Raw genomic sequence first — 24,729 nt, forward strand, 5'->3', positions numbered from 1 at the left:
GAAAACTAATCTGACTTTTTTTGCGAAGGATAAAATAAGTTAGCTAATTGCTAAGTAGAACGATGACAAAATCATCCAATAAACTTCCGAATTTAACTACAACAATTCTTTGAAATGTGTAATTTTTCTATTATTATACATAATAACACAGAATTTTCATGTGTCAAATTTCGGATAATGGACAAATATTCGCCAACTTTTGTCTTTTATTGCGTTGTTTTCTTCATAAGACATATGAAAACGTTCCTGCTATATTGTCACTTAACAATAATATGTTTTGCGCTGTCATTCCAACAGGTCTGATCCTATTTAAGGGCGGGCTCAGCCCTTTTTGATCCTGTTTATGAAAAAGAACCGTTGATCATTCTCAACATATGTTTCGTAAAAATAAAAGGCATCTGCACCTGTAACTTTACCCCTATTCTCCTCTATAGAAAGAATCATTTTTTACTGTTCTACTCAAAAAAGCAGCCCCGTCAGGAGCTGCCTCATGTTATGCCTTATCTTGTAATCTTATCTGTTTCCGCTAACCTGCCAGCTTACTCAGCACCCGGATAAGGATTGATCTTCTGGATCGTTCCGTCTTCGTTGTATTTCAGCTCGGAATATTTAACGCAGCGCTTGTGGTTGACGCCTTCCGATAGGGAACTGTCGTGATAGAACAGATACCACTTGTCTTCAACTTGCACTATGGAGTGGTGGGTTGTCCAGCCGATAACCGGAGAGAGAATCTCGCCCTTGAACGTGAATGGTCCCATCGGATTCTTGCCGATCGCATATACGAGCTTATGCGTGGTGCCTGTAGAGTAGGACAGGTAGTAATACCCGTTATATTTATGCATCCATGGTCCTTCAAAATATCTCCGGTCCTCATCCCCGGCCAGAATCGGATTCCCGTCTTCATCGACAATCGATATCTCGGCAGGCTTGCCCTGGAAGGACAGCATGTCGTCGCTAAGCAGTGCAACTTGCGGTCCAAGCGCCGGCTGGTCAGGAGTCGGTCCTTCTGCATCTGGCACGAAGCTGCCGGTCTGCCATTTCTCCAGCTGGCCACCCCAGAGTCCGCCGAAATAGATGTATGACTGATTGTCGTCATCCACCAGTACGGCCGGATCGATACTGAAGCTGCCTTCCATATAATTCGGCTGCGGCGTGAACGGGCCTGCCGGAGACTCTGATGTTGCCACACCCAGACGGAAGATGCCGTCATGGTCCCGTGCCGGGAAGAACAGGTAATAGGTATTGTTCTTATAAGCAGCATCCGGTGCCCAGAGTTGTTTGGAGGCCCACGGAATATCTCTCAGATGCAGCGCTTCGCCGTGATCGACCACCGGGGAATCGAAGTTGTTCATCGAAAGGACATGATAGTCTTCCATTTTATACTGGTCGCCGTTATCATTGCTCGGCTCGTCATGATCGAGGTCATGGGAAGGATAGATGTAGATTTTGCCCTCGTAGACATGGGCGGACGGGTCCGCAGTGAAGATGTGGGTTACGAGCGGCTGGTGGGGTTTAGGTAGTTGTTGTTGATTCATAAGGCATCTCCTTTGGTATTGGAATTGTTCTCCTTCAGTTTCGGGCGTGAAGCAAGCGTTTACAATATCTAATGTTATTGTACAAGCCCCGCTTGTTCTTTCCTATACACATACTAAAGATCTTCCCCCGAAAAAATGTACATTTCCCGCCTATTCCATTCCATTACACTGAAAATATACACCAATTGCTCGCATTTTGCTTACCTGGGTGGACATTTTTTGGTGAGTTCTATTACAGTCCGAAAATTTTTAACAGATATTCTCCTCACACAAGCTGCATTCGCCTAACAATAACACTACAAGCAGGACCTAGTATTTGTGAATTACAGCAAACTGTTTTACTACATGTGTAATTTTCATTCCATATTTCTTCTGGCAAGATGGAGGATGAAAAAAAGAAGCTGCAACAAAAGGTCCGGGTAACGCCAAACCTCCTCTTGATGCAGATTCTTTTGTATTTCTACTCGGTTTGCACAGTAAATTTATAATAAATTTAAGCTTTGCGAAGCATTTGTCTCTCGCTTAGCTGTGAAAGCATATCCTTCGTCATAGCCTTCAAGTCGTAGCGGGCATGAAATCCCCATTCTGTTTTTGCTGCCGTCGCATCAATGGAATGCGGCCAGCTATCGGCTATCGCCTGTCTCTTCGGATCAACGTCATAATCGAGGATAAAGCCGGGAAACTCCTCTCGAATTGCTGCAGCGATCGCCTCCGGATCCACGCTCATTGCGGTGACATTAAATGAGTTTCGGTGCATCAACCGGGAAGAATCCGCTTCCATTAAATCGATGATAGCGTTTAGGGCATCCGGCATATACATCATGTCCATGTTTGTGTCTTTGGCGATATAAGATGTATACCGGCCAACCGTCACGGCTGCGTAATAAATTTCCACTGCGTAATCGGTCGTTCCTCCGCCGGGAGGCGTCATATAAGATATCAATCCCGGGAATCGCAGCCCCCTAGTATCCAGGCCGTACTTGTGAAAATAATAATCACAAAGCAGTTCGCCGGACACTTTGTTCACGCCGTACATCGTATTGGGCCGCTGGATCGTATCCTGCGGGGTATTGTATTTCGGAGTCGTAGGGCCAAAAGATCCAATGGAGCTTGGAGTGAACAATTGGCAACCGAGCTCTCTGGATACTTCAAGTGCATTCATCAATCCGCCCATATTCAAATTCCAGGCAAGCAGGGGTTTCTCCTCTGCGGTAGCCGACAGCAGCGCAGCCAAATGCATGATGGTATCCACTTCGTACCGCTTGGCGATTTCGAACATCGCCTTATCATTCGTCACGTCCAGCAGCTCGAATGGTCCGGATCGGGTAATTTCGTGGGCTGATGACCTGAGATCCGTAGCAACGACGTAATCCGCACCATAAATCTCACGTAATTTAACAACTAACTCTGAACCGATTTGGCCCAGTGCTCCGGTCACCAAAATCTTGTTCATAAGACATTCCTCCCGAAATATACTCCCGCGAATGCACTAAATCAGCTTCATTTCCTTGCCAACTTTCTCATAAACAGAGATCACTTGGTCGAGCATCTCCTTGGTATGGGCAGCTGTCGGCATGTTGCGTATTCTTCCAGTTCCTTTCGGGACCGTAGGAAACAGGATTGCCTTGGCGTAAACGCCTTCTTCATAGAGCCGTTGGCTGAACTGTTGGGTGGTTACTTCATCGCCAATGATACAAGGTGTGATCGGCGTTTCGCTTTGGCCTACATCATATCCAAGCCGGCTCAAGCCATTTTTCAAATGATTGCCGTTCTCCCATAGCTTCTCGATCAGTTCTTTGTCATTCATAAAAATGTCGATAGAAGCGCTACAGGAAGCGATTGCAGCCGGAGGTAGCGATGTCGAGAACAGAAACGGACGGCTTCTCAGCTTCAACCATTCGATCAGTTGTTTTTTACCCGCCACATAACCGCCGACAACGCCGATCGCCTTGGAAAGAGTACCGATTTGAAAGTCAATGCGGTCGGACAATTCAAAATGCTTCACGGTTCCTGCACCTGCTCCGAGAACGCCCGAACCGTGGGCATCATCCACATAAGTAATCAGATCGAATTCTTCTGCTATTTTCACGATTTCGGGCAGCTTTGCTATATCACCATCCATGGAGAAAACCCCGTCGGTGATGACCATAATTTTACGGTACTGACCGGATTCCTTGGCCTCTTTTGCCTGCTGTCTTAAATCATTCATATCCGAATGCTTAAAGCGAATCACCTTGGCTCTCGACAGGCGGCAGCCATCAATAATTGAAGCGTGATTCAGCTCATCGGACAAAATCGCATCATGTTGGTCCATTACTGCGGATATAGCAGCCATATTACAGTTGAATCCCGATTGATACACGATAACGGCTTCCGTTTTTTTGAAACGGGCCAGTTTTTCTTCAAGCTCAATATGAAGATCCATCGTGCCATTAATTGTTCTCACAGCCCCTGCCCCTGCCCCGTATGTCTGCGCCGCCTTAACTGAAGCATCAATCAAGCGGTAATCTGTTGCCAATCCCAGATAGTTATTAGAAGACAAATTGATTAGGGACTTTCCGTCAATACGAATAACAGGACCATTTGCACCCTGCAGTGTATCGATAAAGTTATATAGACCTTTAGTCTTTAGATCTTCGATGTTTGAACTTAAAAATTGGTCCAATGCTTGACTTGACATTCGATTCCCTCCTTGATATACGTTTGTCCTTGTACAGGAGACATGTCATTCTGCGGAAAACCTTGTTATAAAGGGGTTTAGACTAATTTCAATGTAGCATCTTTTTTATTCTTTGTACACATGTGGAGGACAAAAAGTAAAAAAATACGCAAATAAACATAGTGATTATTCCCCCTTCCCCGGAAGTAGCGGAAGCGCTTGCCGAAGTTATGCACTCTTAATTAATTAGATATATATCTAATCTGAAAAAGGCACATGTTCTTGTCCCTCGACATCTTTAATCAACCTTACATGGTCTAAAAGTTTCATGTTTAGCTTCATACTCTTCTATTAATCGGATTTTATTTCCATCAAATCTAATCATTGATATACCATCAAATGAATAAAGTTGTTTTTCTTTTGCTTCAAAATACCACTCTACAAAAAATAAGGTTTCATTTACTTGATGAATATTTTTTATCTTCCATTCTAAGACAACTTGCTTCAGTAACATTTTTTTGATCCACAAATGGACTTCCTCTATACCCACATACATTGCTCCATAACATTCGCGGTAGATAATATCATCAGAAAAATACGTATCTAAAAACGTAAAATCTCTACTTACCCACATAAAGAAATATTTTTTTATAATTTCTTCTTTCATAAGTACTCCTCTATTTTTTAATTAAGCGCAGTTCTTAACTAGTGTTTTGAATCAATTATATCGAACAGAAAAGAAGAATGTACATAAGTCACACGAGCGCATCTCCACTTCTTCCGTTGGCCTTCAGGTGTTGGGACGTAAACCATGTTACCGTGGATATATTTCTGTATTTCTTTTAATAGTTCTTTTGGAAAAATGGTATCGGCGTTACATACTTCATGATAACTCTGCTCATTCAGTTTAATACCTTTCGATCCAAAAACTCACTGGGACCGTCCATGACTCCTTCCAGATCTGACAATTTCATTTTTACATCCCCCTCTCCTATGTATTCTGCCCACGCAATATGGTCCACTTCTGCTGGGCTGGCGTTCTTTTCCGACTATTGGTCAGTCGATCCGTACGGACATTGGACATAACAATGACATGCGCGGGAATATCGGTTAATCTCTTTATAAAAACCTCCATTAGTTTTCCAGGGATCAGCTTCCCCAGCTTGCTCTGTGATATCTGTTGCATCATACAGTCCACCAGCCGTTTAGATGATTCAGGAGTTCCGGCGTATACTACACGCCACGAGCCAACCTCAACAAATGGTTGAAGCTGAATAGCCTTACGAAGTAATTCAATAACTAACTCCTGATCCACTGGCGTAGAGTTACATTTACGAATACTCCTGCGCTCCCTGATCAATTGCGCCAGATTAATGACAGTGTCGGCAGAACTCAGAATTCCTTTCGCATGCTTCTCCAAATCAGCATCGTAGGAAACCAGCCAAACTCCCATTTCACCGTTCGGCCTTCCTACAAAACCGTCAAGCGATGCGTGCAAAAATAAAACGAGTTTTCTCATTTTAAATTCTCTTTTGTTCATCTTGTGAAGTAGGCTGACAATGCTGATAATCTTGGGTGGGATTCGACAACCGCTAATTACGGTTTTTAGCATTTAATTACTTTCTTTGTGTTAGCCAATCTCTTTCCAAAATGCTCATTTCCCATAGATTCAAATATTCGTCATCAACCTTTCGCGCTTTTCAAAGGAATATGTCGATGATTAACTAAGTACCCACGCTAGGATATGAACTTGCAAGTATAAACTGATCGGTTTATACTGATACAAACAGTATAGAGAGTGAGGCGATCCATGAACAAGCCCCCATTCATGTTTCTGAGCTTATAGCTTCTGTCTAAACAAAAATATAACAACTAATGGAGGTATTTTCCATGGCTAAAGTAAATGTAGGCGCTGAGAATGAACAACCAATTGAACTGTATTATGAAGATCGTGGTACGGGAAAACCAATTATTCTGATTCATGGCTGGCCTTTGAGTGGGCGATCCTGGGAGAAGCAAGTTCCTGCCCTAATTGAAGCAGGCTACCGTGTTATCACATATGACCGTCGTGGATTCGGTCAGTCTTCTCAACCTTGGGATGGTTATGACTATGATTCATTTGCTTCGGATTTGCATAAATTGATACTGCACCTTGATCTGCGTGATGCCACATTAGTCGGATTCTCCATGGGTGGCGGAGAAGTTGCACGTTATGTGGGGACCTACGGGACAGAACGCGTTTCTAGAGCCGTATTTGCGGGAGCGGTTCCTCCCTATCTCTATATAACCGAAAACAATCCTCAAGGAGGATTGGATGATGCAACGATTGCAGAATTCCAAAACGGGGTAAAAGCGGATCGTTTAGCTTTCCTGGATGGTTTCACAAACAACTTTTTCGCTGCTGGAGACCGTACAGACCTCGTGAGCGAACCATTCCGTATCTATAACCGTGATATTGCAGCTCTGGCTTCACCAAAAGGCACATTGGATTGTATTGCGGCCTTTGCCCTTACTGATTTCCGTCAGGATCTGGAGAAGTTCAACATCCCAACACTGGTTATCCATGGCGATTCAGATGCCATCGTGCCTTTGGAGGTGAGTGGACAACGTACTCATGAATCCATCCCTGGCAGCCGTCTGGTCGTTGTCGAAGGTGGACCACACGGATTTAATGCGACCCATTCCGAACAATTTAATGCAGCATTGATCGAATTTTTGCAAGGTTAAATTAAGTTCGACTGATGATTTTAGCTAAAAGAATAAAATGAGAGAAAAAGTAGAACGTCTCCTATAGAGGAGACGTTCTGTCTTTCATTGTTTCATAGGATATGCATATGAAGAATGAACACCCTCTTGATCAATGGTAATACACAGAAAGAGCCACTATGCATAAGATTACTTGGTACATTATGAATCTGAACCGATTCGATATTTGTATTGAATCTGGGATGTAAACTTGCATTTATAAACCGATCGGTTTATATTAGTGCAAACGGTATAGAAAGTGAGGAAAAATGAATGAACACTCTAACTCCCCCATTTACTCTTGAGACAGCAATCCAAAAAACTCGTATGGCAGAAGACAGCTGGAATAGCCGAGACCCTCAGCGGGTCGCACTTGTGTATACTGAGGATTGTTATTGGAGAAATCGGAGCGAATTTATAACAGGCCGCCAAGAAATTGTCTCTTTACTAACTAGAAAATGGGCTAAAGAGCTGGACTATCGCCTTATTAAGGAACTTTGGTCATATACGGATAATCGTATTGCAGTAAGATTTGCATATGAATGGCATGATGATAGTGGCAATTGGTTCAGATCGTATGGGAACGAGAATTGGGAATTCGCTGATGACGGCTTAATGCAACGTAGATTTGCTTCGATTAATGACATGCCGATTAAGGAAGAAGAACGCAAATTTCATTGGCCTCTCGGTACGCGCCCTACTGAACATCCAAGCCTTAGTGAGTTAAACCTATGACGCGCACTGTTTTTGAAAAATCTGATGTCATCCCTCTCGTTACTGAGGTATTTCGTGAATTAGGTTATGAGGGTGCAACTTTGAGTAAAATTACAGCCCGTACGCGTCTATCTAAAGGAAGCTTATATTATTTCTTTCCGGGTGGAAAAGAAGAGATGGCTGCTGAAATTCTTGCTCATATTGATCAATGGTTTATCAAAAACATTTTTGAACCGCTCGAAAAGAATGAAGCCCGGGTAGCCATTGATCATATGTGGCAAGAGGTCGATACTTATTTTCAATCTGGTCAGCGTATATGCCTTATTGGTGCATTCGCTTTGGACGAGACAAGAGATCGATTCGCTGCTGTTATTCGGCAATATTTTATAAGATGGATTGAAGCCCTAAGCGCGGCACTAGTTCAAACAGGTATCTCTAAAGAGACTGCTGACCAAATTTCAGAGGAAACAATTGCTAGTATTCAAGGGGGATTAATTCTGAGTAGAGCACTTAATGATGAATCCTATTTTGAACGTACGTTGGCAAATCTGTCACAACGAGTCTCAACTTATGTATCTAAAAGCAACTCTGGTCACTGACACAAAAGTGTTAAACTGGCGGAATTTCTTCACCCCAAAAAACAAGTGATTTTTTCTTAACGATTTCATTAGCGACTTTATCGGAGGGCAATATCATGAGCAATTTTGTCGCAAAACAATTGGGATTTGTTCGCCGTCAGGCAATTGATTATGTGAGGAATATAAATGACTCTGCCTCGGAAATAATTCCAACAGGTTTGAAAAACAATATAAAATGGAATCTAGGCCACATGTATGTTATACATGAGAAGTTCGCTTTCCAACTTACTGGGCAAGAAACCAAATATCCTGCTAATTTTAGTAAGTTGTTTGAACCAGGAACTAAACCGTCTGAATGGAATATAGAGCCTCCAACGTTGTCTCAAATAATCGACTTGTTAACTGAACAAATTGAAAGGGTTGAATCGGTACTTTTAAGCAAATTGAAAGAAGAAATCAATCCTCATTACAAGTCTTCTACAGGACTTACCTTTACAAATGTAGAACAATTACTGGGTTTTCTGATTTACCATGAAGCAATGCACTTTGCAACAATTAAAAATATCAAGAGCATTATTGACAGTTAGGATTAGTAAAGGATTTGTTAAAACCAATGTCTCGCCACGAAATATTGAGTTTTCTTATTACATTATTAGTAGTGTCCCTTCACTTAAACGAACAAACCGACCTTAAATCCTACTAAAGTTGGAATAAGGTCGGTTTCTATGCTTTTGGAATTGCCCCTATTTGTTGAAGCAAGCCAAGCATATCGGGTTGACCATACTCTTCACTAATTTGGCCATTAGAGATCCGATAAAAATTCATTGCATTTACTTCGATTTTTTTGTGTTGGTGGAAAACCGACTGGGACCATTCATTGGTTCTTTTTGCGTAGGTACATAAAAAACAGCATCTGGAGCAATCAATTCTTCAGCAAGTTCTTTGCATGCCGTATTAATGAAGTTCGTGAAACGATACATCAATTGTTTGTTTTCTGTAATCGTCATATTTAAACCCCTTTCTATTTTCATAAGCATCTGCCCTCAATTAAATTTTATCTCCACTTTGGATTTTCCATCTGATTTGTCGTTCAGACATCCCTACACCTTGTGCAGATTCTAGTAGAGACATAAATAATCAGAGCGACAAGGGCCGGCCTAATTCCAGTACCCATGATAGGAAGCAACAGGTACCTAAGTAATTCCGATCAGTGTGGAACCCATCAATGCTAATAAACTGATCTCTACATGCTGTCTCCAAGAATTCAAGAACGTTAACATATGATTCGAAAAATAGTCACTCAACTGCATCCATAAACTTTCTTGCACACCCCCTCCTCCTTTCATTTATCTCATTTGCTTTTTTCATCGACAGAACTATGATATAAACAATAAATTGGTTTTGAAAGTAGGCACCTTTTTGTTATATAGGAACCTAATAGTAACTATATGGAGGCTAATGGAGTGATTTCAAAAAAAGAGTTGCCGTTGTGTCCTGTCGCAACGACAGTTGGATTGATAGGTAATAAGTGGAAGTTATTGGTTGTGAGGGATCTCTTGAAGGGAACTCAACGATTCGGAGAGAACTTCGTAAAAGTATCCCGGAGATCAGTGAATTAGGAAATTCACTTAAGCCAATTATATTTTCTATGGAAACATGGGGACTTGGTTACCAGAAACTCAATGATGAACTTCCAAACGATACTCAGTAGAGTGAATGAGGTCAAAGGTTACTTACGGTCATTTCAAAATAGAATAAACTCTTCTATTACTCCCACGGAATCACAAAACTTGAATTTTCATCTCCAAGTAAATTCAATGGAGGACTCATGTGTCCTCCATTGATTTGTAAGAGAAAGTTGATCTTTGACCACCAGTTTCTGCAATATTACTACTGCATGAAGATAAACCGAAAAGAGAGATTTCCCTTACATAATTCTCTGATGTATTTTTAAATATCTGCCGCCCCCCATCATTTTGATCCCAACAAAAACCCGTTAATCTCATACAGATTAACGGGTTTTTAAAAAATTAGGTTTTTGACATAAGTATTTATTTATAAGTTGATATCCAATTATTTGGAAGACCACAGCTCCATACGCTGAGCATATTTCTCGTTGATGATATCTTCCACTTTCTCATCGCCAGCCTTTTTCATATCCTCCAGCATCTTGTCGAACACGGAATTGGCTTCGGCCTCACTTGGGGCAATAATGGCTCTCGTAATACTCTGATCCATAATATCCTTCACTTTCTGGGCCGTCAGAGCTTGAGGTGTTCCCCCATCCGGATTCAGGTTGTCATACTGCGCTGTATCCCATACGGAATCGCCAAGACTCTTAATGGCCAGTTCATCCACTTCACTGCGTTGGAATTTAACCGCCATGTCATATGGCTGTCCGTTCGGGTCCAGACCATTTTTGATAAACCATAACCATTTGCGAACGCCGCTTTTCTTCACCGTATCATCCCAATTATCCTTGAAGCTTTGAAGGAATTCAGGTTTCGGTTGTCGCTTGCCATCCACCATGGTGTACTGTTCGCCTTCCCTGCCCCACAGCAGCAGATGCTGTCCTTCATCACTCGCCAGATAATTAAACAGCTTTATCGTTTCTTCCGGGTGTTTGTTGTTTTTGGTAATGGCGATTGCATCCCATCCAAGCGAACTTCTTGGGCCAAACGTCGTTTGAGCCGGATCTACACCTGGAGCAACAACTTTGTAAGCAAAGAGTTGATTCTTTTCCCCGCCATCCTTCTTCAAGGCTGCATTGCCGTTCCCCGGGTCCCAATATGCACCTGGGGTAGCAAATACCGCACCAGTCGTCAGCTTTTGAATCCAGGTCTGTGTTTTGCTAATCGCAAATTCCTTTTCGATCAGACCTTCTCTATATAAGCGATTCATGTATAACAGCATCTCGCGATATTTGGGGTCCTTGACATCATATTGCAGACGTCCGTTGTTGTCATAATACGTCTTTAAGCCCCACATGCCTTTGAATGTGCCCAGATTCGCACCCATGTTCTCCCCGTTCATCGTCATCGGAATGGACTCTTTGCCATCAATCGTATTGTATTTCTCTTTGAAATTTTTCAGGAGTGCTTCGAATTCGTCTGTTGTGAGGGGCTGTGAACCATCTGCTTTGTCCGGAAGGAACTCTTCCAACAGGCTCTGTCTCATCAGCATACCGAAGACCGGATCACTGTCGAGTCCATACCAGTTTGCCAGATAGTAGTTCTTGCCGTCTGTATTACGTGTTTTGGTCAAGGTATCTCCGTACATTTCTTTCAGATCAGAACCATATTTCTCAATTAACTCATCCAGTGGAATGAATGCCCCACTTGAAATGTATTTGTCGAGGGAAGCATCTCCCCGGCTCATGACTACTACATCCGGATAGTCACCACTGGCGAGCATCAGGCTCAGTTTTTCCGTTGGATTACCTGTTGGCTGCTGGATGGAGATCTCTATGCCCGTCTTTTTGGTGATTTCCTGGGCAACTGCATCGGTAAATGGTTCTCCTTTGGTATTGCCATCAAACCAGGTCAGCGTAATCGGGCCTTGTTCCCCATCTTTACCTGCTGTTTTGTTCTCCCCATCGTTAGAGGAGCATCCCGCTAACAAACCAACGACTAATGCAGCAGTCATACCCATAGTAATCCATTTTTTTGTCTTTATCATTGACACCCTAATTCCTCCCAATGAATAAATTCCTAAAGTGCATGATCGAGCAATTACAAAACAATCTTGGCCCACCCCCTTTCAGGAGAGGTCGCAGGACGAGTCCGTCCCACAACCGGATCATGGAATCGCTTAACTCTTTACCGCTCCCAAAGTCATACCTTTAACAAAATACTTTTGCAGGAACGGATACACCATCACGATTGGTAATGTGGCTACCATCGTAGCAGCCATTCGAATGGTATCGCTGGAAACGGCATTTCGTTTGGCCGAGTTGGCCAGCATTTGCGTTTGCGAAATCATGCCACCGGTCTGAAATTGATTCAATATTTTCACGAGCACGGCTTGCAGAGTCTTCAGATCCGAACTATAGGTGAACGCATAGGAATCAAACCACGCATTCCAATGCCCTATCGCTTGAAAAAGTCCCACTGTTGCAAGTACAGGTGTTGTCAGCGGCATCACAATTCGGAAGAAAATTGTCAGATCGTTAGCCCCGTCTACCCTCGCCGATTCTTCAATCTCATGGGGTAGCTGTTCCATGAAAGTACGGACAATGATCATATAGAAGACATTCATCAAACTTGGCAAAATGAACACCGAAAAGGTATCGATCATATTCAGCGCCTTAAGCACCATGTAGAACGGAATCAGTCCGCCACTGAAATACATGGTAAAAATAAAGTACAGGTTCCAGCCTTTGCGACCAATTAGATTCCGCCGACTTAGCGGATACGCAAGCATCGTAATGACGAGAACCGATAGCGGTGCGCCAATCAGCGTTCGTTTGACGGTTACCCACAGACCGTTTAAAATCTCGCTATCTTTCAAAATCTGCTGATAGCTGTCCAAGGTCAGATCTCTGGGCCACAGATAAACGCCGCCTCGCACCGTATCCTCCGCGCTGTTCAATGAAAGAACGAGTATATTCCAAAACGGAAGAAATGTAACCAGTAATACGAGAATAAGTATGAAATATACAATAATTTTGAAAATACGATCCCCGAATCGGTTCAGAATCATTACAAGCGCTCCCCTCTGTCTTCTGTAGTTAGAACAACGCCTGGTCGTTCACTTTTCTGGAAATCCGGTTCACGATAAGGACAAGAATGAAGGCGACAACGGATTTGAACATTCCCACAGCAGCCCCGTAAGAGAACATGCTGTTTTGTAGTCCGTATTTGTAAGCATAAATATCAATAACTTCGGAGTATTCAAGCACGGTATTATTTTGCAGCAGGTATTGCTGTTCAAATCCTGCATTCAAAATGCCTCCGACCGCGAGAATAGCCAATATGACAATTGTAGGGCGCATGGATGGCAGCGTTATATGCCACATTTGCTTGAATCGGCTGGCTCCGTCCACCCTGGCCGCTTCGTAGAGCTCCGGATTAATGGAAGCGATTGCGGCCAGATACATAATGGCACTGAACCCCATCTCTTTCCACATGTTCGACAATGCGATAATCCACCAGAACAGAGGACCATTTTGCAAAAATGCAACGGGTTCTTTGACAATGCCCAGCAGAACCAAAATATTGTTAAGCATTCCATCCGAAGCCAGCAGCGTAATCACAATGTTGGCTGCAATAACCCATGAGATAAAATGCGGCAGATAAGAAACCGTCTGTACAAAACGTTTGAAAAATCCCTGTCTCGCTTCATTCAGTACAAGCGCGAGGATGATTGGCGCAGGAAATCCGAAGAACAGTGTCAGCAAGCTTGTCGCTAGCGTATTACGCATAACCCGATAGAAATCCCCTGTAGTAAAGAAATACTCAAACCACTGGAAACCTACAAATTCGGCATGGAAGAACTGATGTAAGAACGATCCCCCACCCGGCTGATAATTTGTAAACGCCATATATAGTCCAAACATCGGACCATAGGAAAATAGCAATGTCGCAATGAAGGCAGGAAGCATAAGCACGAATAACCATTTTTGCTCTTTTAGTCTGCTTATCAGATTATTGCTCCTGACTGTTTTGATAGCGCTTACCTTATGCATTAAGTACCCTCCCTTTTTCTATACAGCAGCATGGTCGGCCATATCTTGATTCAACTTCTCTCCTATTAATCATAAATTTGACACGGATTACTCGCCATAGTTGAATTCTCCGAAAGATACCGCTTTTTAAAGATGTTTTTGTGCAAAGTGAGGATTGGATTTCCATATTCACTCTGCTATGATGAACTGTGCAACGAATATTCAGTCAAGAGAGGGCTTCCGGATGCGCCAATTTTATAGAAGATATATGTACATGCCTTTTGTAAACCTGAGTTTTCGTTCCAAACTGTTTATGGTATTTGTTCTAGTCACGATCATTCCGATGATGCTGTTGGTTTATTTTTCCTATGAGCTAACCAAAACGAAGCTTACTGAGCAGATCTACATCAACATGACGAACTCAACGGCTCAGATCACTAAAAATCTGGAGAACAAACTGGATAGCTACGAACACATTTCCGCCTCCATTTATTTGGATAACCGCCTTGCCAATTACCTTACAAACGAGTATCAGGATGATCCATCTTATCTGGATGTCTATAATTACATTGGCAATCGAATCGACACTGTGATGGCTGCCTACCCTGATTTTGATAGCGCATTCATTTATTCGGATAATCCGTCGCTGCCCAAAGACAATTATTATATCCGGCCGATCACACCCGAAGTTCAGGACACGGAACTGTTTCACAAGCTGCAGCAATCCTATGGGAACATTATTCATCTCTCCACGCCGCAGACAGAGAACGGTCCTGCCATGTTTACACTCGCCCGGCTGTTGAACAACAATAGTAATCAGTACCCCTACGGGATGCTGGTCTTTCAAATTTCCGAGTCAGTCATCTATTCTCTCATGGAAAAAGAAGCAGGTGGCAAAGATATTTTTATTATCAATGACAAGGGTATGATTCTGTCTTCAGCGGACAAACAGTTAATCAATACAAGCCTGCCCGAATTGCTTCATCAGAATTTTGACGAGACGCCTTCAGGCAGATTTGATACAACATATCAAGACGTGAAGGCTCTAGCGGTCTATAACACGCTCAAAAATGGCTGGAGAACGGTGTCCATTTTTCCGTATGACAGTATTATCAAGGATGCCAAATCCCTCTCTCAGCTTATTATCAAAATTTCTCTGGGCTTCATCGGCGTGGCGCTGCTGCTCATCTATATTACTGCTTCGCTGTTTAGCAATCGCATCAGAACGTTAATTCGGATGATTCGGCGAATTGAGCGGGGGGATTTCAACCCTACTCATGAGGAGCAAATGGGCAGTGATGAGATCGGACAGCTTCACTTTGCATTCGAACAGATGACAACTCGGTTGAAAAGTCTGGTTACCGAAGTTTATCAGAAGGAACTACAGAGCAAGGAAGCCGAACTTGACCTGCTTCAAGCTCAGATCAATCCTCATTTTCTGTATAATACACTCGGTTCGATCTCTTCTCTGGCCGTGAAGCATCAGGATCCACAGATTCAGGATATGGTTCTTCACCTGGCCAAGTTTTATCGGATATCCCTGAACAAAGGAAAGAGCATCCTGACCATCAATGAGGAGCTGAAACTGACCCAGAGTTATAATGCCATTCAACTTATACGGTTTAAGGGCAAGCTGAACATCATCTACACGATAGATCAATCGATCCTGCCCTACTCGACCGTGAAGCTTGCGCTGCAGCCTTTTGTGGAGAATGCAGTGATCCACGCTCTTTGGAATCAGGATCGGCCCCTAAATATCCATATCAAGGGTGTCATCGAGAACAATAGTATCATCTTATCGGTTATAGACGACGGAATGGGCATGCGGCGAGAGAAGCTTGGGGCTTTGTTTGAAGAGAAAGAAGGACGGGGTTATGGCATTTCAAATGTGGATCGGCGGATTAAACTGAAATTTGGTGAATACTACGGTGTTAAAGTGTATAGCAAACTAGGTATGGGAACTACCGTACAGATCCGTCTGCCGCAAAAAGAGATCCAATAAAAAAAGGAGTGCGATGCAGCCGTTATCGGCCTGCAAAGCACTCCTTTTAAACCGTTCTACAACATCCTATTATACCCGCTCACGAATACGATACACCAGGCTGTCGAAATCGCCGCGCAGAGGCAGCTCCACCCCGATGTTCATCAGCGCACGGCCACTGCCCGTTAACCCCAGTTCTTCAATGAGATAGGTCTTGTCAGCCTGAAGGCCTGCCAAACGGAGTCTAGGTAACCGTTCACCCAGCTTCTGCGAGTGAAGAAAAGCGAACAGCACATGGTCACTTGCGGCAGCATCACTGTACTGGACAGCAGTAACCCCCTTATGCCGAAGCGAAGTCAGACGGAATTGTCTGCCGAATTGCACCAGGTGGCGAATGGCTTTGTACTGACCGATGAATTCCCCGGACTGTTCAATCCATTCATCACTCCACTCGTTCAGATTGGAGCCGACACCAAGCGTGCCCATCATTGCACTGTGGAAACGATACTTCAGCGAGACGTTGCGACCGTTCATTCCTGTAGGTGACTCGGTTACCCAACAGGTCATCATACGTGGTGCGTACGTATACGAGAAGCCTTCCTGAATGCTCAGGCGGTCGAACGCATCCGTATTGTCACTCGGCCAGGACTGGTCGGCATAACGGAAGATGCCCAGATCAATTCGCGAGCCACCTCCTGCGCAAGTCTCAAACTCGACATCCGGGAACTTGGCTCGCAGCTGTGCCCATATATCATAGAGACTCTGGACATGCCTTACCCATACTTCTTTCTGGCGGTTAATGGGGTGACCCTTCATGCCCGGCTCCGTGATGGTCCGGTTCATGTCCCATTTAATGAACTTAATCTCATGGTTGCCAAGCAGTTCGGTCATAAAATCGATAATGTATTGCTTTACCTCCGGCTTGGAAATGTTCAACAGCAGCTGATTACGAAGCTCCGTACGTCCCCGTGTCTCAAAATGATATACCCAGTCCGGATGTGCTCTGTAGAGATCACTATCCGGGTTGACCGACTCCGGCTCCACCCATATGCCGAATTCCATCCCAAGTCCATGAACCCGGTCAATCAGCTCAACAAGTCCGTTCGGGAACTTCTCCTTATTCACGTTCCAGTCGCCCAACCCCGCACGGTCGGAATGCCGCTGCCCAAACCAGCCGTCATCCACAACGAATAGTTCCACACCCATTTTGGCTGCCCTTTCGGCAAGTGCCATTTGGTTCTGGGCATTAACATCGAAATAGGTAGCTTCCCAGGAGTTGTACAGCACTTTACCGATTTCACTGCGCGGCAGTATGTAATTGTATTGGTACTGATGCAAGCGGTGGCTCATTCCGCCAAAGCCTTCTGGGCTGAATCCGCCGACAAAGACAGGCGTCTCAAACGTTTCGCCCGCACCCAGCAACCATTCATTGTCAAAATCATGGATGCCACCTGTTACCCGTACATGCGTGAATGGGGTCTTCTCCGCAACAATCTTCCAGTTGCCGCTCCAGGCAAGAGCACCAAACCATACCCCACCGCCGCTTTCTGTGGAAAGACCATCATCTATGGCAAACCATGGATTGGCATGGCCATCGGTAAAACCTCTCCGTGATTCAAGCACCTTTTTCCCCTCTGTCAAAATGGTATTGCGCAGTTGGAATTCACCCGACCATTTCCCCGTAATATGCGTCAGGCGGTAATCTTGGAGATATGGCAAAGTCCAGGCTGCGGATTGCATGCTTTCCAGCACGATTTCCTCCTGTCCCGTATTTACGATATTGGCGTAACGCTCCACCAGATCGAATTCCGGGATGACCCGATATATCAGCTGCGTCTCAAGTGCATACACCTGATCCTTCAACGTGATTATCAACGTCTGTCTGCCATCCTGTTCTATGATCTCGTGACGGTCATACCTTACCTGAAGATCGCGGACACCATCAGGCATGCGCAGTTTCAGAGATGGCTCTGTATAAGATGCACCTCCCCAGAAGCTGTACTCCTCCACCTCTCTCTCCACTTCCGCGTCAAAAGAGCTATGGGATTGTAGTTGGAGCAACGGAGCGCTGTCCTCAATGTCAACGGGGTCACCCCAATACAGATGCTGGAGATGGTCTCTCTCATTAATTCCGAAAATGTAGGACGAATTTTGCGTCTGTATTGCAAATATCCGTAGCTGTTCATTATATTGAATCGTCAAGTTTATCATCCTTTCGAGTTCCTGTTACCCTCGTGCTGTATGTTGTGAACATACTTATTATTGTAGGAAGAAGGAGTTACATTAGCCATATCGCATTCTTATAATCCATAGGGGAAATCATCTGTCATTTCAAAGTTATGAAAATAAGGCTGCGATATAATTCGCAGCCTTAAAGCTTACTTCAAAATCAGGTTATAGATGACCTGAGCCGCTTCTGCCCGGGAAGCAATCCCTTTAGGCACAAACTGTCCCTGTCTTTGGCCTTGGACCAGTCCCAATCGGGCTGCATCCTTCACCGAAGCCGTTGCCCATGAAGAAACCTGAGCCATATCTGTAAACAAGATGTCTGTAGAACCAACAGGCCGTACTTTCCCAACATTCCGCTCATAGGCTTTCATCAGCATCACCGTGATTTCCTCTCGGGTAATCCGTGCGTCCGGCTGGAAACGGGTTGCGCTTCGGCCGTTGACAATACCGGCTTGGGTCGCAATCGAGATGGGTTCCGCGTACCAGGCATCTGTCGCTATATCTGTAAATTGTACTTTCCCCGCTACGGTCAGTCCCAGAGAATGAACGAGCATGGCGGTGAATTCAGCGCGAGTGACGGCACGTCTTGGCTCAAATTGATCTTCATTTGTGCCTTCGACATACCCCTTTGCTGCCAACTCCCTGATTACAGAGCTGGCCCAATGATTGGCCGGAACATCGGTAAACGTCCGATTCAGTTCCAGAACGGCATACTTGCTGAAGTGGCTCACTTTAGTTGTTAATACGCCATTCACGTAATCCGATTTGAGAAATTCCAATGTCCCATTTTCGTTAATATAATATATTCCTCCCTGTGAAGGGTCGAAGCCTTCAGCCGCTGCCAGACTTAGCGTAACTGGATGATCAAACGCAGAGAGTGTTTCGGTTGCACCAGATTTAGTTGTTGCTGAAAGGCTAAATTCATAGATTTCACCCTTAAGGGAAACCGTTGCCCGGGAAGATGACTCCACTGCAGCAACGACCTCCTTGGCCTTGCTGCCAAGCGGAACCATTTTCAAGGAAATCGTACGATCTTCCTGTTGCCCCGCTGGTAGCTTGCTCAACAGCTGCTGGAACAAACTCGCAGGTACTTGCAGGGTTAGCTTGCCTGATTTCACTTCCAGTGTATGGTCGCCGAGCTGGCGTAAAACAGCAGATGACAATTGTAGCTCCTGAGTACCAGCCTTGATGTCCACAACGGCTTTCCCTGCCCCACTGTCCACTTTCAGCATATCGGCTGTAATGACCAGTGTTGCTGTATCGTTCCCTTCAGCAGCGGTGCTGCCGGAGTTTCCGCTAATATTATTGTTGTTATTGCCATTGTTGCCAGGAGTGCCTGGGTTCCCTGGGTTGCTTGGGTTATTTGGGTTGCCTGGGTTGCCTGGATTTTCCGGGGTGACTGCTTTTTCGGTCAATTTAACCAACTTCGATTCAGCTGGACCCAGCGAGATGGACCATGAACCCGTGGCTGACGAAGATTCACCTGTCCACAAGTCTTTTAAAGTATAGGGTTTTGGAATCATTCAATCCGGCGCGGCCCAGATCGATCGTTTTGTTTGCTGAACTATTGGCGTTGTAATTAAATACGGCAAGGTAATAATCATTGCCGTCCTTCAGAACAAACGTATCTGCGGCGTTGGCGTTTGTATTTCCTTCAAGTGGTTTGAATACTTTCCCTTTCAGCGCCACCTGAAGAACATCCGTGTTATTGTACAATGCCGTCATGTATTCCTGTGCCTTCGGATCGTTCACATCATCGGAATCCAGCATTACTGTACCGGCAATCACGCCGGAATTTACCCGGCTGCGGGCTTCCTCCAGGCTTGATGCTCTACTTAATGCCAAATGATCAGGGTCTGTATAGGAATAGATCGTTCCATTTTGCCAGAAGCCATAGGTCAATGAATTGAGCATATACTCCGTCTCATTGATTTTGCCATAGGTGTCACAAGAGATCCGTCTGCTATGCGCATATTGACTTGGAAAGATCGGTGCAATGGACGCACTAATAAACATTTTCCCATCCAATCGCTCTTCGACATAACGCATCCCTTCATTGTAAGCCTGGATTCCTGTCGTCACGGTTGTATCATAATGCTGACCTTCCAGTGAGCCGTGTGTTAGGAAATCCAGTTTGATGAATGTGAATCCAAGTGATTTAAACTTATCCAGAAAATAATTCATGCGCATTTGACTCCCCGGATGTGTCACATCCAGTGCATATGCTCCGTCCAGTGTCGGCAGAGGTTCCCCCTTAGCATCCTTGAGCACAATATCACCATACGTATATTGCCCGTTGGTACCATCTACTTTTTGGCTCATATCGTTGCCCCAATACACAAATGGTCCCCAATAGATGCCTGCATGCTGACCATTGTCCTTAATGACAGATACGGCTTGGGCAAGCTCAGCATCACTTAGATTGTCCCAGTAGGAATCCATATTAATGAATACATTGCCGTTATTGTTGAACTTCTTAAGATTGTTCTTGAAATAATTGGACATATCCACTACATTCTGATACGACAGCCCGCTATCATAAGCTCCCCAGCTATTCCAGCCCACTGGAACACCTTGTGGCAGCTCTGGATTCAACGCCAGCGGAGGTGTGATAATCGCATTGGCTTTACCGTATTCTTCAAGCCCTGTGCGGTAGTCACTGAAACCACCTACCATAATCAGTGGTGAGGACAGTTCAGTACCGGACAGGCTGCCATGTGGCTGGGAATCGCGGGTAACGTCACTCGCTGCCCCGCCATACACAGTAAATTCATTCAGACGATTAGTTGAGCCTTTCCAGTCAATACCGGTCTTCCAGGTGTCATGGGTTACTGAACCGATCACCAGACCGTTACGTGTCGAGTTATTGAATACCGTTGTCATCTCGTAGCTGGTATCCGCCCGGTTCATCGTTTGAGATTTATAGCGAATCCATGCATCGTTGTCAAAAGGCACCGTAAGCACGCGGTTATCCGAGCTGACGCCGATATCCACACCACCCGTATTTTTCACGGTAATTGGTGACATGTAATTACTCTGGATCTCTGTATCACTGATGGCGTCCAGACGGTTGAGGAAATACGATTTATCTTCATAAAACCGATAGACCTGCTTCAGGGTTGGTTTGCCAGTCGAAGTATGAACAAAGTTCAACTCAACGCCTTTGCCGAATCCATCCTGAATCTCCACCGGTGCTCCACCGCTCGTATGACTCTCATACCCTTTGGTTTCCACAAGGCTCTCACCAAGTTTAATGCTGCTGAAAATCCCCCGCATCTTCTGCCCTTCTGCCCAGCTATAGCCGACGAATCCAGTCTGGGTATTATAAGACACTTCGTATTGTCCGTTCGATACCAAGAGACCATGAGTGTAATCAGTCACCGTAATATCCCCGTATCGTTGCGAGTCAACCGGTGTTCCCAGATCGTCATCTCCTTCACCTGGATTTTCGGGTTCTGTCTCTATCGCAGGCTCTACGATAATCCGGTCCAGATCGGGAGAATAGCCATTGTTGTCTGAAAAGGTAATCGTATTCTCGCCTTCAGTTAATGGGAGTGTAAGATCATACGTACCTACCGTATCCCAATCCGGTGTTTTGGGCAGGTCGTGGAACTGCTCTTCCCCGTTATTTGCGCGGACATAGAAACTGCGCGGATCACCGGAAAAATAAGCGACCGTAACACGGTAATTACCTGTCATCGGGGCTATAATCTTATTGAACGTTAAGGAGCTCCCGCCATTCAGATATCCGACCTTTTTGCCACCTGATGCTGTTGGGCTGTCCGTTACACGCGCTTCACCAGTCAGCATATTGTCCGAATCTTCGGCTTCATAACTAATTGTATACGGAATCACTTCAATTCGGTCCAAATCAGGGGAGTACCAGTCATGATCCGAGAACGTGATGGTATTGACACCCTTATGAAGAGATACCTCCACATCATACATGCCAATCGTGTCCCAGCTTGCCGTTTTGGGCAGATCAATCATCTCGTCCGTGTCATTGTTCACCTGCATATAAACAGGTCGCTGATCACCGGAAATATAAGATATTCGGATCAAATATGTACCATCTGCCGGTACGTTGATATTCGTAAATTGCAGTGAACTGTTTTTGTTCAGATCGGTTACTTTCTTCCCACCCGAACTAATGCTGCTGTCTACCACCTTGGCATTGCCTTTCAAAATGTTGTCGGCCGCTTCTGCCTCAATAATTGCACCATGCAAATTTTTCTTCCAGTCGTCTCCGCCCCCTTCTCCCGGGTGGCCACTGTCCAAACCGCGGATCACGATCTTGTCGATGTCGGGAGAATACCAGTTGTTGTCATCAATTAGGATGGTGTTGGTTCCAGCGTTCAACGGAAGGGTCACATCATATGTTCCCACCGTATCCCAGTCGACTGTCTTGGACGGTTCTTCAAATTGCTTCTCCCCGCCGTTCGCACTAATATTGAATGGCCGCGAATCACCTGAAATGTAGTAAACGGAAATTCTATAATTTCCTGTTTCACTTACAGTGACATTGTTAAATTGCAAGGAACTGCCTTGGTACATGCCTCCGACCTTTTTGCCGCCTGAAGCCGTCGGGCTATCAGAGATCATCGCGTTACCTAGCAAAGTATTCCCTTCCGCTTCGGCTTCATAGGTATTCATATCATCGGCGTGAGCTGTTCGGGCGAACTGGCCCCCGCCAACTACCAAGCAAAAAATGATAAAGAACACAAATCCTTTTTTCATCATCCGTCCCAACATAACATGCCTCCATTTTCTAATGATTGAGTTAGGTCTCCCTATGCCTATTCCTGCAGTGGTTCACAGCTATTGTCTGTAATCGCTTTCATAAAGAGCTGTTAAATCCCCTCTCTCCCCCTTCCTTTCCTATATGCCTAATTGTAAAAAGGAGGAGGGGGATGTTCCATACCACAATGTTACTATTCATACAGGAAAGCCTCTTTCATTTGCCATATCAATACCATCATTACCAGACAGCCTCTATCGTCATATACTTTTCCTGTATTCGTTGGGTGTTACGCCCTGTGTCTTCAGGAATAGAGAAATAAAATAGGATGTACTCTCATAGCCCACGGTCTGCGCGATATCGTGAATCTTGAGCGAGCCGTCTGCCAGCAGTTCCCTGGCTTTATCCAGTCTGATGCGTGTCAGATAATCGTGAATTGTCATCCCTGTTTTGTCCTTAAAAATGGATCTCAAATAGTTCGGTGACAAATAGACCTGATCAGATAGGCTGTTGATGGTAATCGGCTGATTGTAATTCTGATCGATGAGGGTACGGACCTTGTGAATCAATTTTGCATTTTTGTCCATAAACCGCTCGCCCAGCATGCTCACCGCATCTTCCGCAGTACCGAGAATCAGATCCTCGATCTCATGCAGAGTCAGTGCATTATAGATGGAATGATACAGCTCAGCCCGCTTCGGAACAGGTTTATGAAGCTGCTCCAGCAGTTCATTCTCGAGATCTATCGACCAGTCGCAGATGATTTTTTTCTTGACTCTCAGTGTTGCCAATCCCTCAATATACCCGTGCAGCTTCTGTGCCGCCCATTCAAAATCCAGTCGGTTAATGGAATCGAACCATTCCTTTTGATCAAAAGGGGGCATATGCTCTGTATAAAACTGATTCGAAACGGTCCCAGCATGAATAATTGTGCCTGTACCTTCATAGAAACGCTCATTCAAGATGGTTCGTGTCTCTTCGTACAGACAGTGAATATGGGATAACGCGGTCTCTTGTCCGCCTACAGCAGCCGTCACCGTAAAATCCAGGGAACTACGGATAGCCTCAGCCAAATCCTCCCACGCATAATGTCCCGGCTGCTGGGCCGCTTCCATAAATACACCGGTCTCTCCTTCCTTGTAATCCACAAAGATCGCTTTCAGGTTCTTCGCCTTGAAGAAATGATCGAGAAAAGACACCAGCCGCCCTGTACATTCCTCCAGACTTTGCTGTTCTCCTTCGGCCTCCTTGGGATCGATACTAAACAAGGCCATTGCATATCGGGTGGTCTCAGGTTGCCGGGTTAAACGGCTGAAACTAAAAGCGAGATCAATACCACGATCCTCATTTTTTTCGTAAGATAACTCCTTCAGGATATTGGCTTTGGCCGCCTCCATGGAACGGTTCTTAATTCCAACTTCGTCACAACGCTGTTTAACTTTACTGACAACGCTTTCAATTTCATTTAAATCCAAAGGTTTTAGCATATATCCCACGGCCCCTACGTTGATAGCCGATTTTACATATTGAAATTCATCGTGTCCGGTCAGAAACATCACCTGGATCGAGTCGTAGCTCTCATGTATCTTTCTCGCCAGATCAATACCGTTCATGATCGGCATCTGAACATCGGTAAGAACAATATCAGGCTGGGTGGCCTCAATCTTCTCCAAGGCCTCCCTGCCGTTACTCGCCGTTCCCATGATATAGATACCCATCTCTTCCCAACGGATATAATCCCTCATCATCTCAAGTCCCAGTTCTTCATCGTCTACCAAAAAAATACTGTACATCAACGTCCCCTCCCTTTGTATCTTTCTGTCTCTATTATATGTTTTTCCCTCCGTGGGACCATGGTCCATATAAATGAAAGTTATTTTCAAGT

The 24,729-nt window shown here is 44.7% G+C and carries 21 protein-coding genes; 6 read left to right on the top strand and 15 right to left on the bottom strand.

Going from position 1 to position 24,729, the window contains the following annotated elements; genetic code table 11:
• Positions 1-539 precede the first annotated feature (539 nt).
• From QF049_RS06965 to QF049_RS06985, 5 genes are all read right to left on the bottom strand, one after another.
• Positions 540-1,535, bottom strand: a complete 996-nt coding sequence (locus QF049_RS06965) for a glycoside hydrolase family 43 protein (protein WP_307535985.1) — start codon at positions 1,533-1,535, stop codon at positions 540-542.
• A 493-nt stretch (positions 1,536-2,028) separates the two neighbouring features.
• Positions 2,029-2,988 carry an L-threonine 3-dehydrogenase gene (locus tag QF049_RS06970; RefSeq protein ID WP_307535987.1) on the bottom strand — a complete coding sequence of 320 codons (960 nt, stop codon included), beginning with the start codon at positions 2,986-2,988 and terminating at the stop codon, positions 2,029-2,031.
• A gap of 36 nt (positions 2,989-3,024) precedes the next feature.
• Positions 3,025-4,215: a glycine C-acetyltransferase gene (locus QF049_RS06975; protein ID WP_307535989.1), complete on the bottom strand. Its 1,191-nt coding sequence runs from the start codon at positions 4,213-4,215 to the stop codon at positions 3,025-3,027.
• Positions 4,216-4,492: 277 nt separating this feature from the next.
• Positions 4,493-4,861, bottom strand: a complete 369-nt coding sequence (locus tag QF049_RS06980) for a nuclear transport factor 2 family protein (RefSeq protein WP_307535991.1) — start codon at positions 4,859-4,861, stop codon at positions 4,493-4,495.
• 324 nt (positions 4,862-5,185) lie between these two features.
• The gene (locus QF049_RS06985) at positions 5,186-5,713 is read right to left on the bottom strand and encodes a hypothetical protein (RefSeq protein WP_307535994.1); all 528 of its coding nucleotides are present in this window, start codon (positions 5,711-5,713) and stop codon (positions 5,186-5,188) included.
• Between the two features lie 371 nt (positions 5,714-6,084).
• Here QF049_RS06985 and QF049_RS06990 point away from each other — a divergent pair, with 371 nt between their 5' ends.
• The 4 genes from QF049_RS06990 to QF049_RS07005 all read left to right on the top strand — a co-directional run bounded on the left by QF049_RS06990 (position 6,085) and on the right by QF049_RS07005 (position 8,818).
• A complete protein-coding gene (locus QF049_RS06990; RefSeq protein ID WP_307535995.1) occupies positions 6,085-6,921 on the top strand; it encodes an alpha/beta fold hydrolase in 837 nt (278 codons plus the stop codon).
• Between the two features lie 291 nt (positions 6,922-7,212).
• Positions 7,213-7,674 carry a nuclear transport factor 2 family protein gene (locus QF049_RS06995; RefSeq protein ID WP_307535999.1) on the top strand — a complete coding sequence of 154 codons (462 nt, stop codon included), beginning with the start codon at positions 7,213-7,215 and terminating at the stop codon, positions 7,672-7,674.
• Positions 7,671-8,252, top strand: coding sequence for a TetR/AcrR family transcriptional regulator (locus QF049_RS07000; RefSeq protein ID WP_307536001.1), 582 nt, complete (start codon positions 7,671-7,673; stop codon positions 8,250-8,252). Before QF049_RS06995 ends, QF049_RS07000 begins: the two co-directional genes overlap by 4 nt.
• A 95-nt stretch (positions 8,253-8,347) precedes the next feature.
• The gene (locus tag QF049_RS07005) at positions 8,348-8,818 is read left to right on the top strand and encodes a DinB family protein (protein WP_307536003.1); all 471 of its coding nucleotides are present in this window, start codon (positions 8,348-8,350) and stop codon (positions 8,816-8,818) included.
• A 136-nt stretch (positions 8,819-8,954) separates the two neighbouring features.
• Here QF049_RS07005 and QF049_RS31355 read toward each other — a convergent pair whose 3' ends face one another.
• The 3 genes from QF049_RS31355 to QF049_RS07015 form a co-directional block, all read right to left on the bottom strand.
• A complete protein-coding gene (locus QF049_RS31355) occupies positions 8,955-9,056 on the bottom strand; it encodes an ester cyclase (RefSeq protein WP_244660857.1) in 102 nt (33 codons plus the stop codon).
• 5 nt (positions 9,057-9,061) lie between these two features.
• Positions 9,062-9,238, bottom strand: coding sequence for a hypothetical protein (locus tag QF049_RS07010; protein ID WP_307536005.1), 177 nt, complete (start codon positions 9,236-9,238; stop codon positions 9,062-9,064).
• A gap of 186 nt (positions 9,239-9,424) precedes the next feature.
• Positions 9,425-9,559: a hypothetical protein gene (locus QF049_RS07015; protein WP_307536007.1), complete on the bottom strand. Its 135-nt coding sequence runs from the start codon at positions 9,557-9,559 to the stop codon at positions 9,425-9,427.
• A gap of 120 nt (positions 9,560-9,679) precedes the next feature.
• Here QF049_RS07015 and QF049_RS07020 point away from each other — a divergent pair, with 120 nt between their 5' ends.
• Positions 9,680-9,850, top strand: coding sequence for a winged helix-turn-helix transcriptional regulator (locus QF049_RS07020; RefSeq protein ID WP_307536009.1), 171 nt, complete (start codon positions 9,680-9,682; stop codon positions 9,848-9,850).
• Between the two features lie 454 nt (positions 9,851-10,304).
• Here QF049_RS07020 and QF049_RS07025 read toward each other — a convergent pair whose 3' ends face one another.
• From QF049_RS07025 to QF049_RS07035, 3 genes are all read right to left on the bottom strand, one after another.
• Positions 10,305-11,909: an extracellular solute-binding protein gene (locus QF049_RS07025; protein ID WP_307536011.1), complete on the bottom strand. Its 1,605-nt coding sequence runs from the start codon at positions 11,907-11,909 to the stop codon at positions 10,305-10,307.
• Positions 11,910-12,041: 132 nt separating this feature from the next.
• Complete coding sequence (locus tag QF049_RS07030) at positions 12,042-12,932, bottom strand: carbohydrate ABC transporter permease (RefSeq protein ID WP_029880772.1); 891 nt, start codon at positions 12,930-12,932, stop codon at positions 12,042-12,044.
• A gap of 28 nt (positions 12,933-12,960) precedes the next feature.
• Positions 12,961-13,917 (bottom strand): ABC transporter permease, encoded by a 957-nt coding sequence (locus QF049_RS07035; RefSeq protein ID WP_062322050.1) that lies wholly within the window; start codon positions 13,915-13,917, stop codon positions 12,961-12,963.
• A gap of 253 nt (positions 13,918-14,170) precedes the next feature.
• Between QF049_RS07035 and QF049_RS07040 the strand changes: the two genes are divergently transcribed.
• Entirely contained in the window at positions 14,171-15,898 is a 1,728-nt protein-coding gene (locus QF049_RS07040; protein ID WP_307536017.1) for a cache domain-containing sensor histidine kinase, read from the top strand.
• 69 nt (positions 15,899-15,967) lie between these two features.
• On the opposite strand, the gene QF049_RS07045 is transcribed toward QF049_RS07040, so the two are convergent.
• The 4 genes from QF049_RS07045 to QF049_RS07060 all read right to left on the bottom strand — a co-directional run bounded on the left by QF049_RS07045 (position 15,968) and on the right by QF049_RS07060 (position 24,637).
• Entirely contained in the window at positions 15,968-18,088 is a 2,121-nt protein-coding gene (locus QF049_RS07045) for an alpha-galactosidase (protein WP_307536019.1), read from the bottom strand.
• A 167-nt stretch (positions 18,089-18,255) separates the two neighbouring features.
• Complete coding sequence (locus QF049_RS07050) at positions 18,256-19,629, bottom strand: S-layer homology domain-containing protein (protein ID WP_307536021.1); 1,374 nt, start codon at positions 19,627-19,629, stop codon at positions 18,256-18,258.
• Positions 19,586-22,858, bottom strand: coding sequence for a carbohydrate-binding protein (locus QF049_RS07055; RefSeq protein WP_307536023.1), 3,273 nt, complete (start codon positions 22,856-22,858; stop codon positions 19,586-19,588). Before QF049_RS07055 ends, QF049_RS07050 begins: the two co-directional genes overlap by 44 nt.
• 246 nt (positions 22,859-23,104) lie before the next feature.
• Complete coding sequence (locus QF049_RS07060; protein ID WP_307536024.1) at positions 23,105-24,637, bottom strand: response regulator; 1,533 nt, start codon at positions 24,635-24,637, stop codon at positions 23,105-23,107.
• Between the last annotated feature and the right edge of the window lie 92 nt (positions 24,638-24,729).

It is taken from the genome of Paenibacillus sp. W4I10 (genome assembly GCF_030816325.1).
Taxonomy (GTDB): Bacteria; Bacillota; Bacilli; order Paenibacillales; family Paenibacillaceae; genus Paenibacillus; species Paenibacillus amylolyticus_B.

Excerpts from the sequence above, each read along its gene's own strand:
- QF049_RS06965 (WP_307535985.1), bottom strand. The coding sequence starts at position 1,535 with ATGAATCAACAACAACTACCTAAACCCCACCAGCCGCTCGTAACCCAC.
- QF049_RS06970 (WP_307535987.1), bottom strand. The coding sequence starts at position 2,988 with ATGAACAAGATTTTGGTGACCGGAGCACTGGGCCAAATCGGTTCAGAG.
- QF049_RS06975 (WP_307535989.1), bottom strand. The coding sequence starts at position 4,215 with ATGTCAAGTCAAGCATTGGACCAATTTTTAAGTTCAAACATCGAAGAT.
- QF049_RS06980 (WP_307535991.1), bottom strand. The coding sequence starts at position 4,861 with ATGAAAGAAGAAATTATAAAAAAATATTTCTTTATGTGGGTAAGTAGA.
- QF049_RS06985 (WP_307535994.1), bottom strand. The coding sequence starts at position 5,713 with ATGAGAAAACTCGTTTTATTTTTGCACGCATCGCTTGACGGTTTTGTA.
- QF049_RS06990 (WP_307535995.1), top strand. The coding sequence starts at position 6,085 with ATGGCTAAAGTAAATGTAGGCGCTGAGAATGAACAACCAATTGAACTG.
- QF049_RS06995 (WP_307535999.1), top strand. The coding sequence starts at position 7,213 with ATGAACACTCTAACTCCCCCATTTACTCTTGAGACAGCAATCCAAAAA.
- QF049_RS07000 (WP_307536001.1), top strand. The coding sequence starts at position 7,671 with ATGACGCGCACTGTTTTTGAAAAATCTGATGTCATCCCTCTCGTTACT.
- QF049_RS07005 (WP_307536003.1), top strand. The coding sequence starts at position 8,348 with ATGAGCAATTTTGTCGCAAAACAATTGGGATTTGTTCGCCGTCAGGCA.
- QF049_RS31355 (WP_244660857.1), bottom strand. The coding sequence starts at position 9,056 with ATGAATTTTTATCGGATCTCTAATGGCCAAATTAGTGAAGAGTATGGT.
- QF049_RS07010 (WP_307536005.1), bottom strand. The coding sequence starts at position 9,238 with ATGACGATTACAGAAAACAAACAATTGATGTATCGTTTCACGAACTTC.
- QF049_RS07020 (WP_307536009.1), top strand. The coding sequence starts at position 9,680 with ATGGAGGCTAATGGAGTGATTTCAAAAAAAGAGTTGCCGTTGTGTCCT.
- QF049_RS07025 (WP_307536011.1), bottom strand. The coding sequence starts at position 11,909 with ATGATAAAGACAAAAAAATGGATTACTATGGGTATGACTGCTGCATTA.
- QF049_RS07030 (WP_029880772.1), bottom strand. The coding sequence starts at position 12,932 with ATGATTCTGAACCGATTCGGGGATCGTATTTTCAAAATTATTGTATAT.
- QF049_RS07035 (WP_062322050.1), bottom strand. The coding sequence starts at position 13,917 with ATGCATAAGGTAAGCGCTATCAAAACAGTCAGGAGCAATAATCTGATA.
- QF049_RS07040 (WP_307536017.1), top strand. The coding sequence starts at position 14,171 with ATGCCTTTTGTAAACCTGAGTTTTCGTTCCAAACTGTTTATGGTATTT.
- QF049_RS07045 (WP_307536019.1), bottom strand. The coding sequence starts at position 18,088 with ATGATAAACTTGACGATTCAATATAATGAACAGCTACGGATATTTGCA.
- QF049_RS07050 (WP_307536021.1), bottom strand. The coding sequence starts at position 19,629 with ATGATTCCAAAACCCTATACTTTAAAAGACTTGTGGACAGGTGAATCT.
- QF049_RS07055 (WP_307536023.1), bottom strand. The coding sequence starts at position 22,858 with ATGTTGGGACGGATGATGAAAAAAGGATTTGTGTTCTTTATCATTTTT.
- QF049_RS07060 (WP_307536024.1), bottom strand. The coding sequence starts at position 24,637 with ATGTACAGTATTTTTTTGGTAGACGATGAAGAACTGGGACTTGAGATG.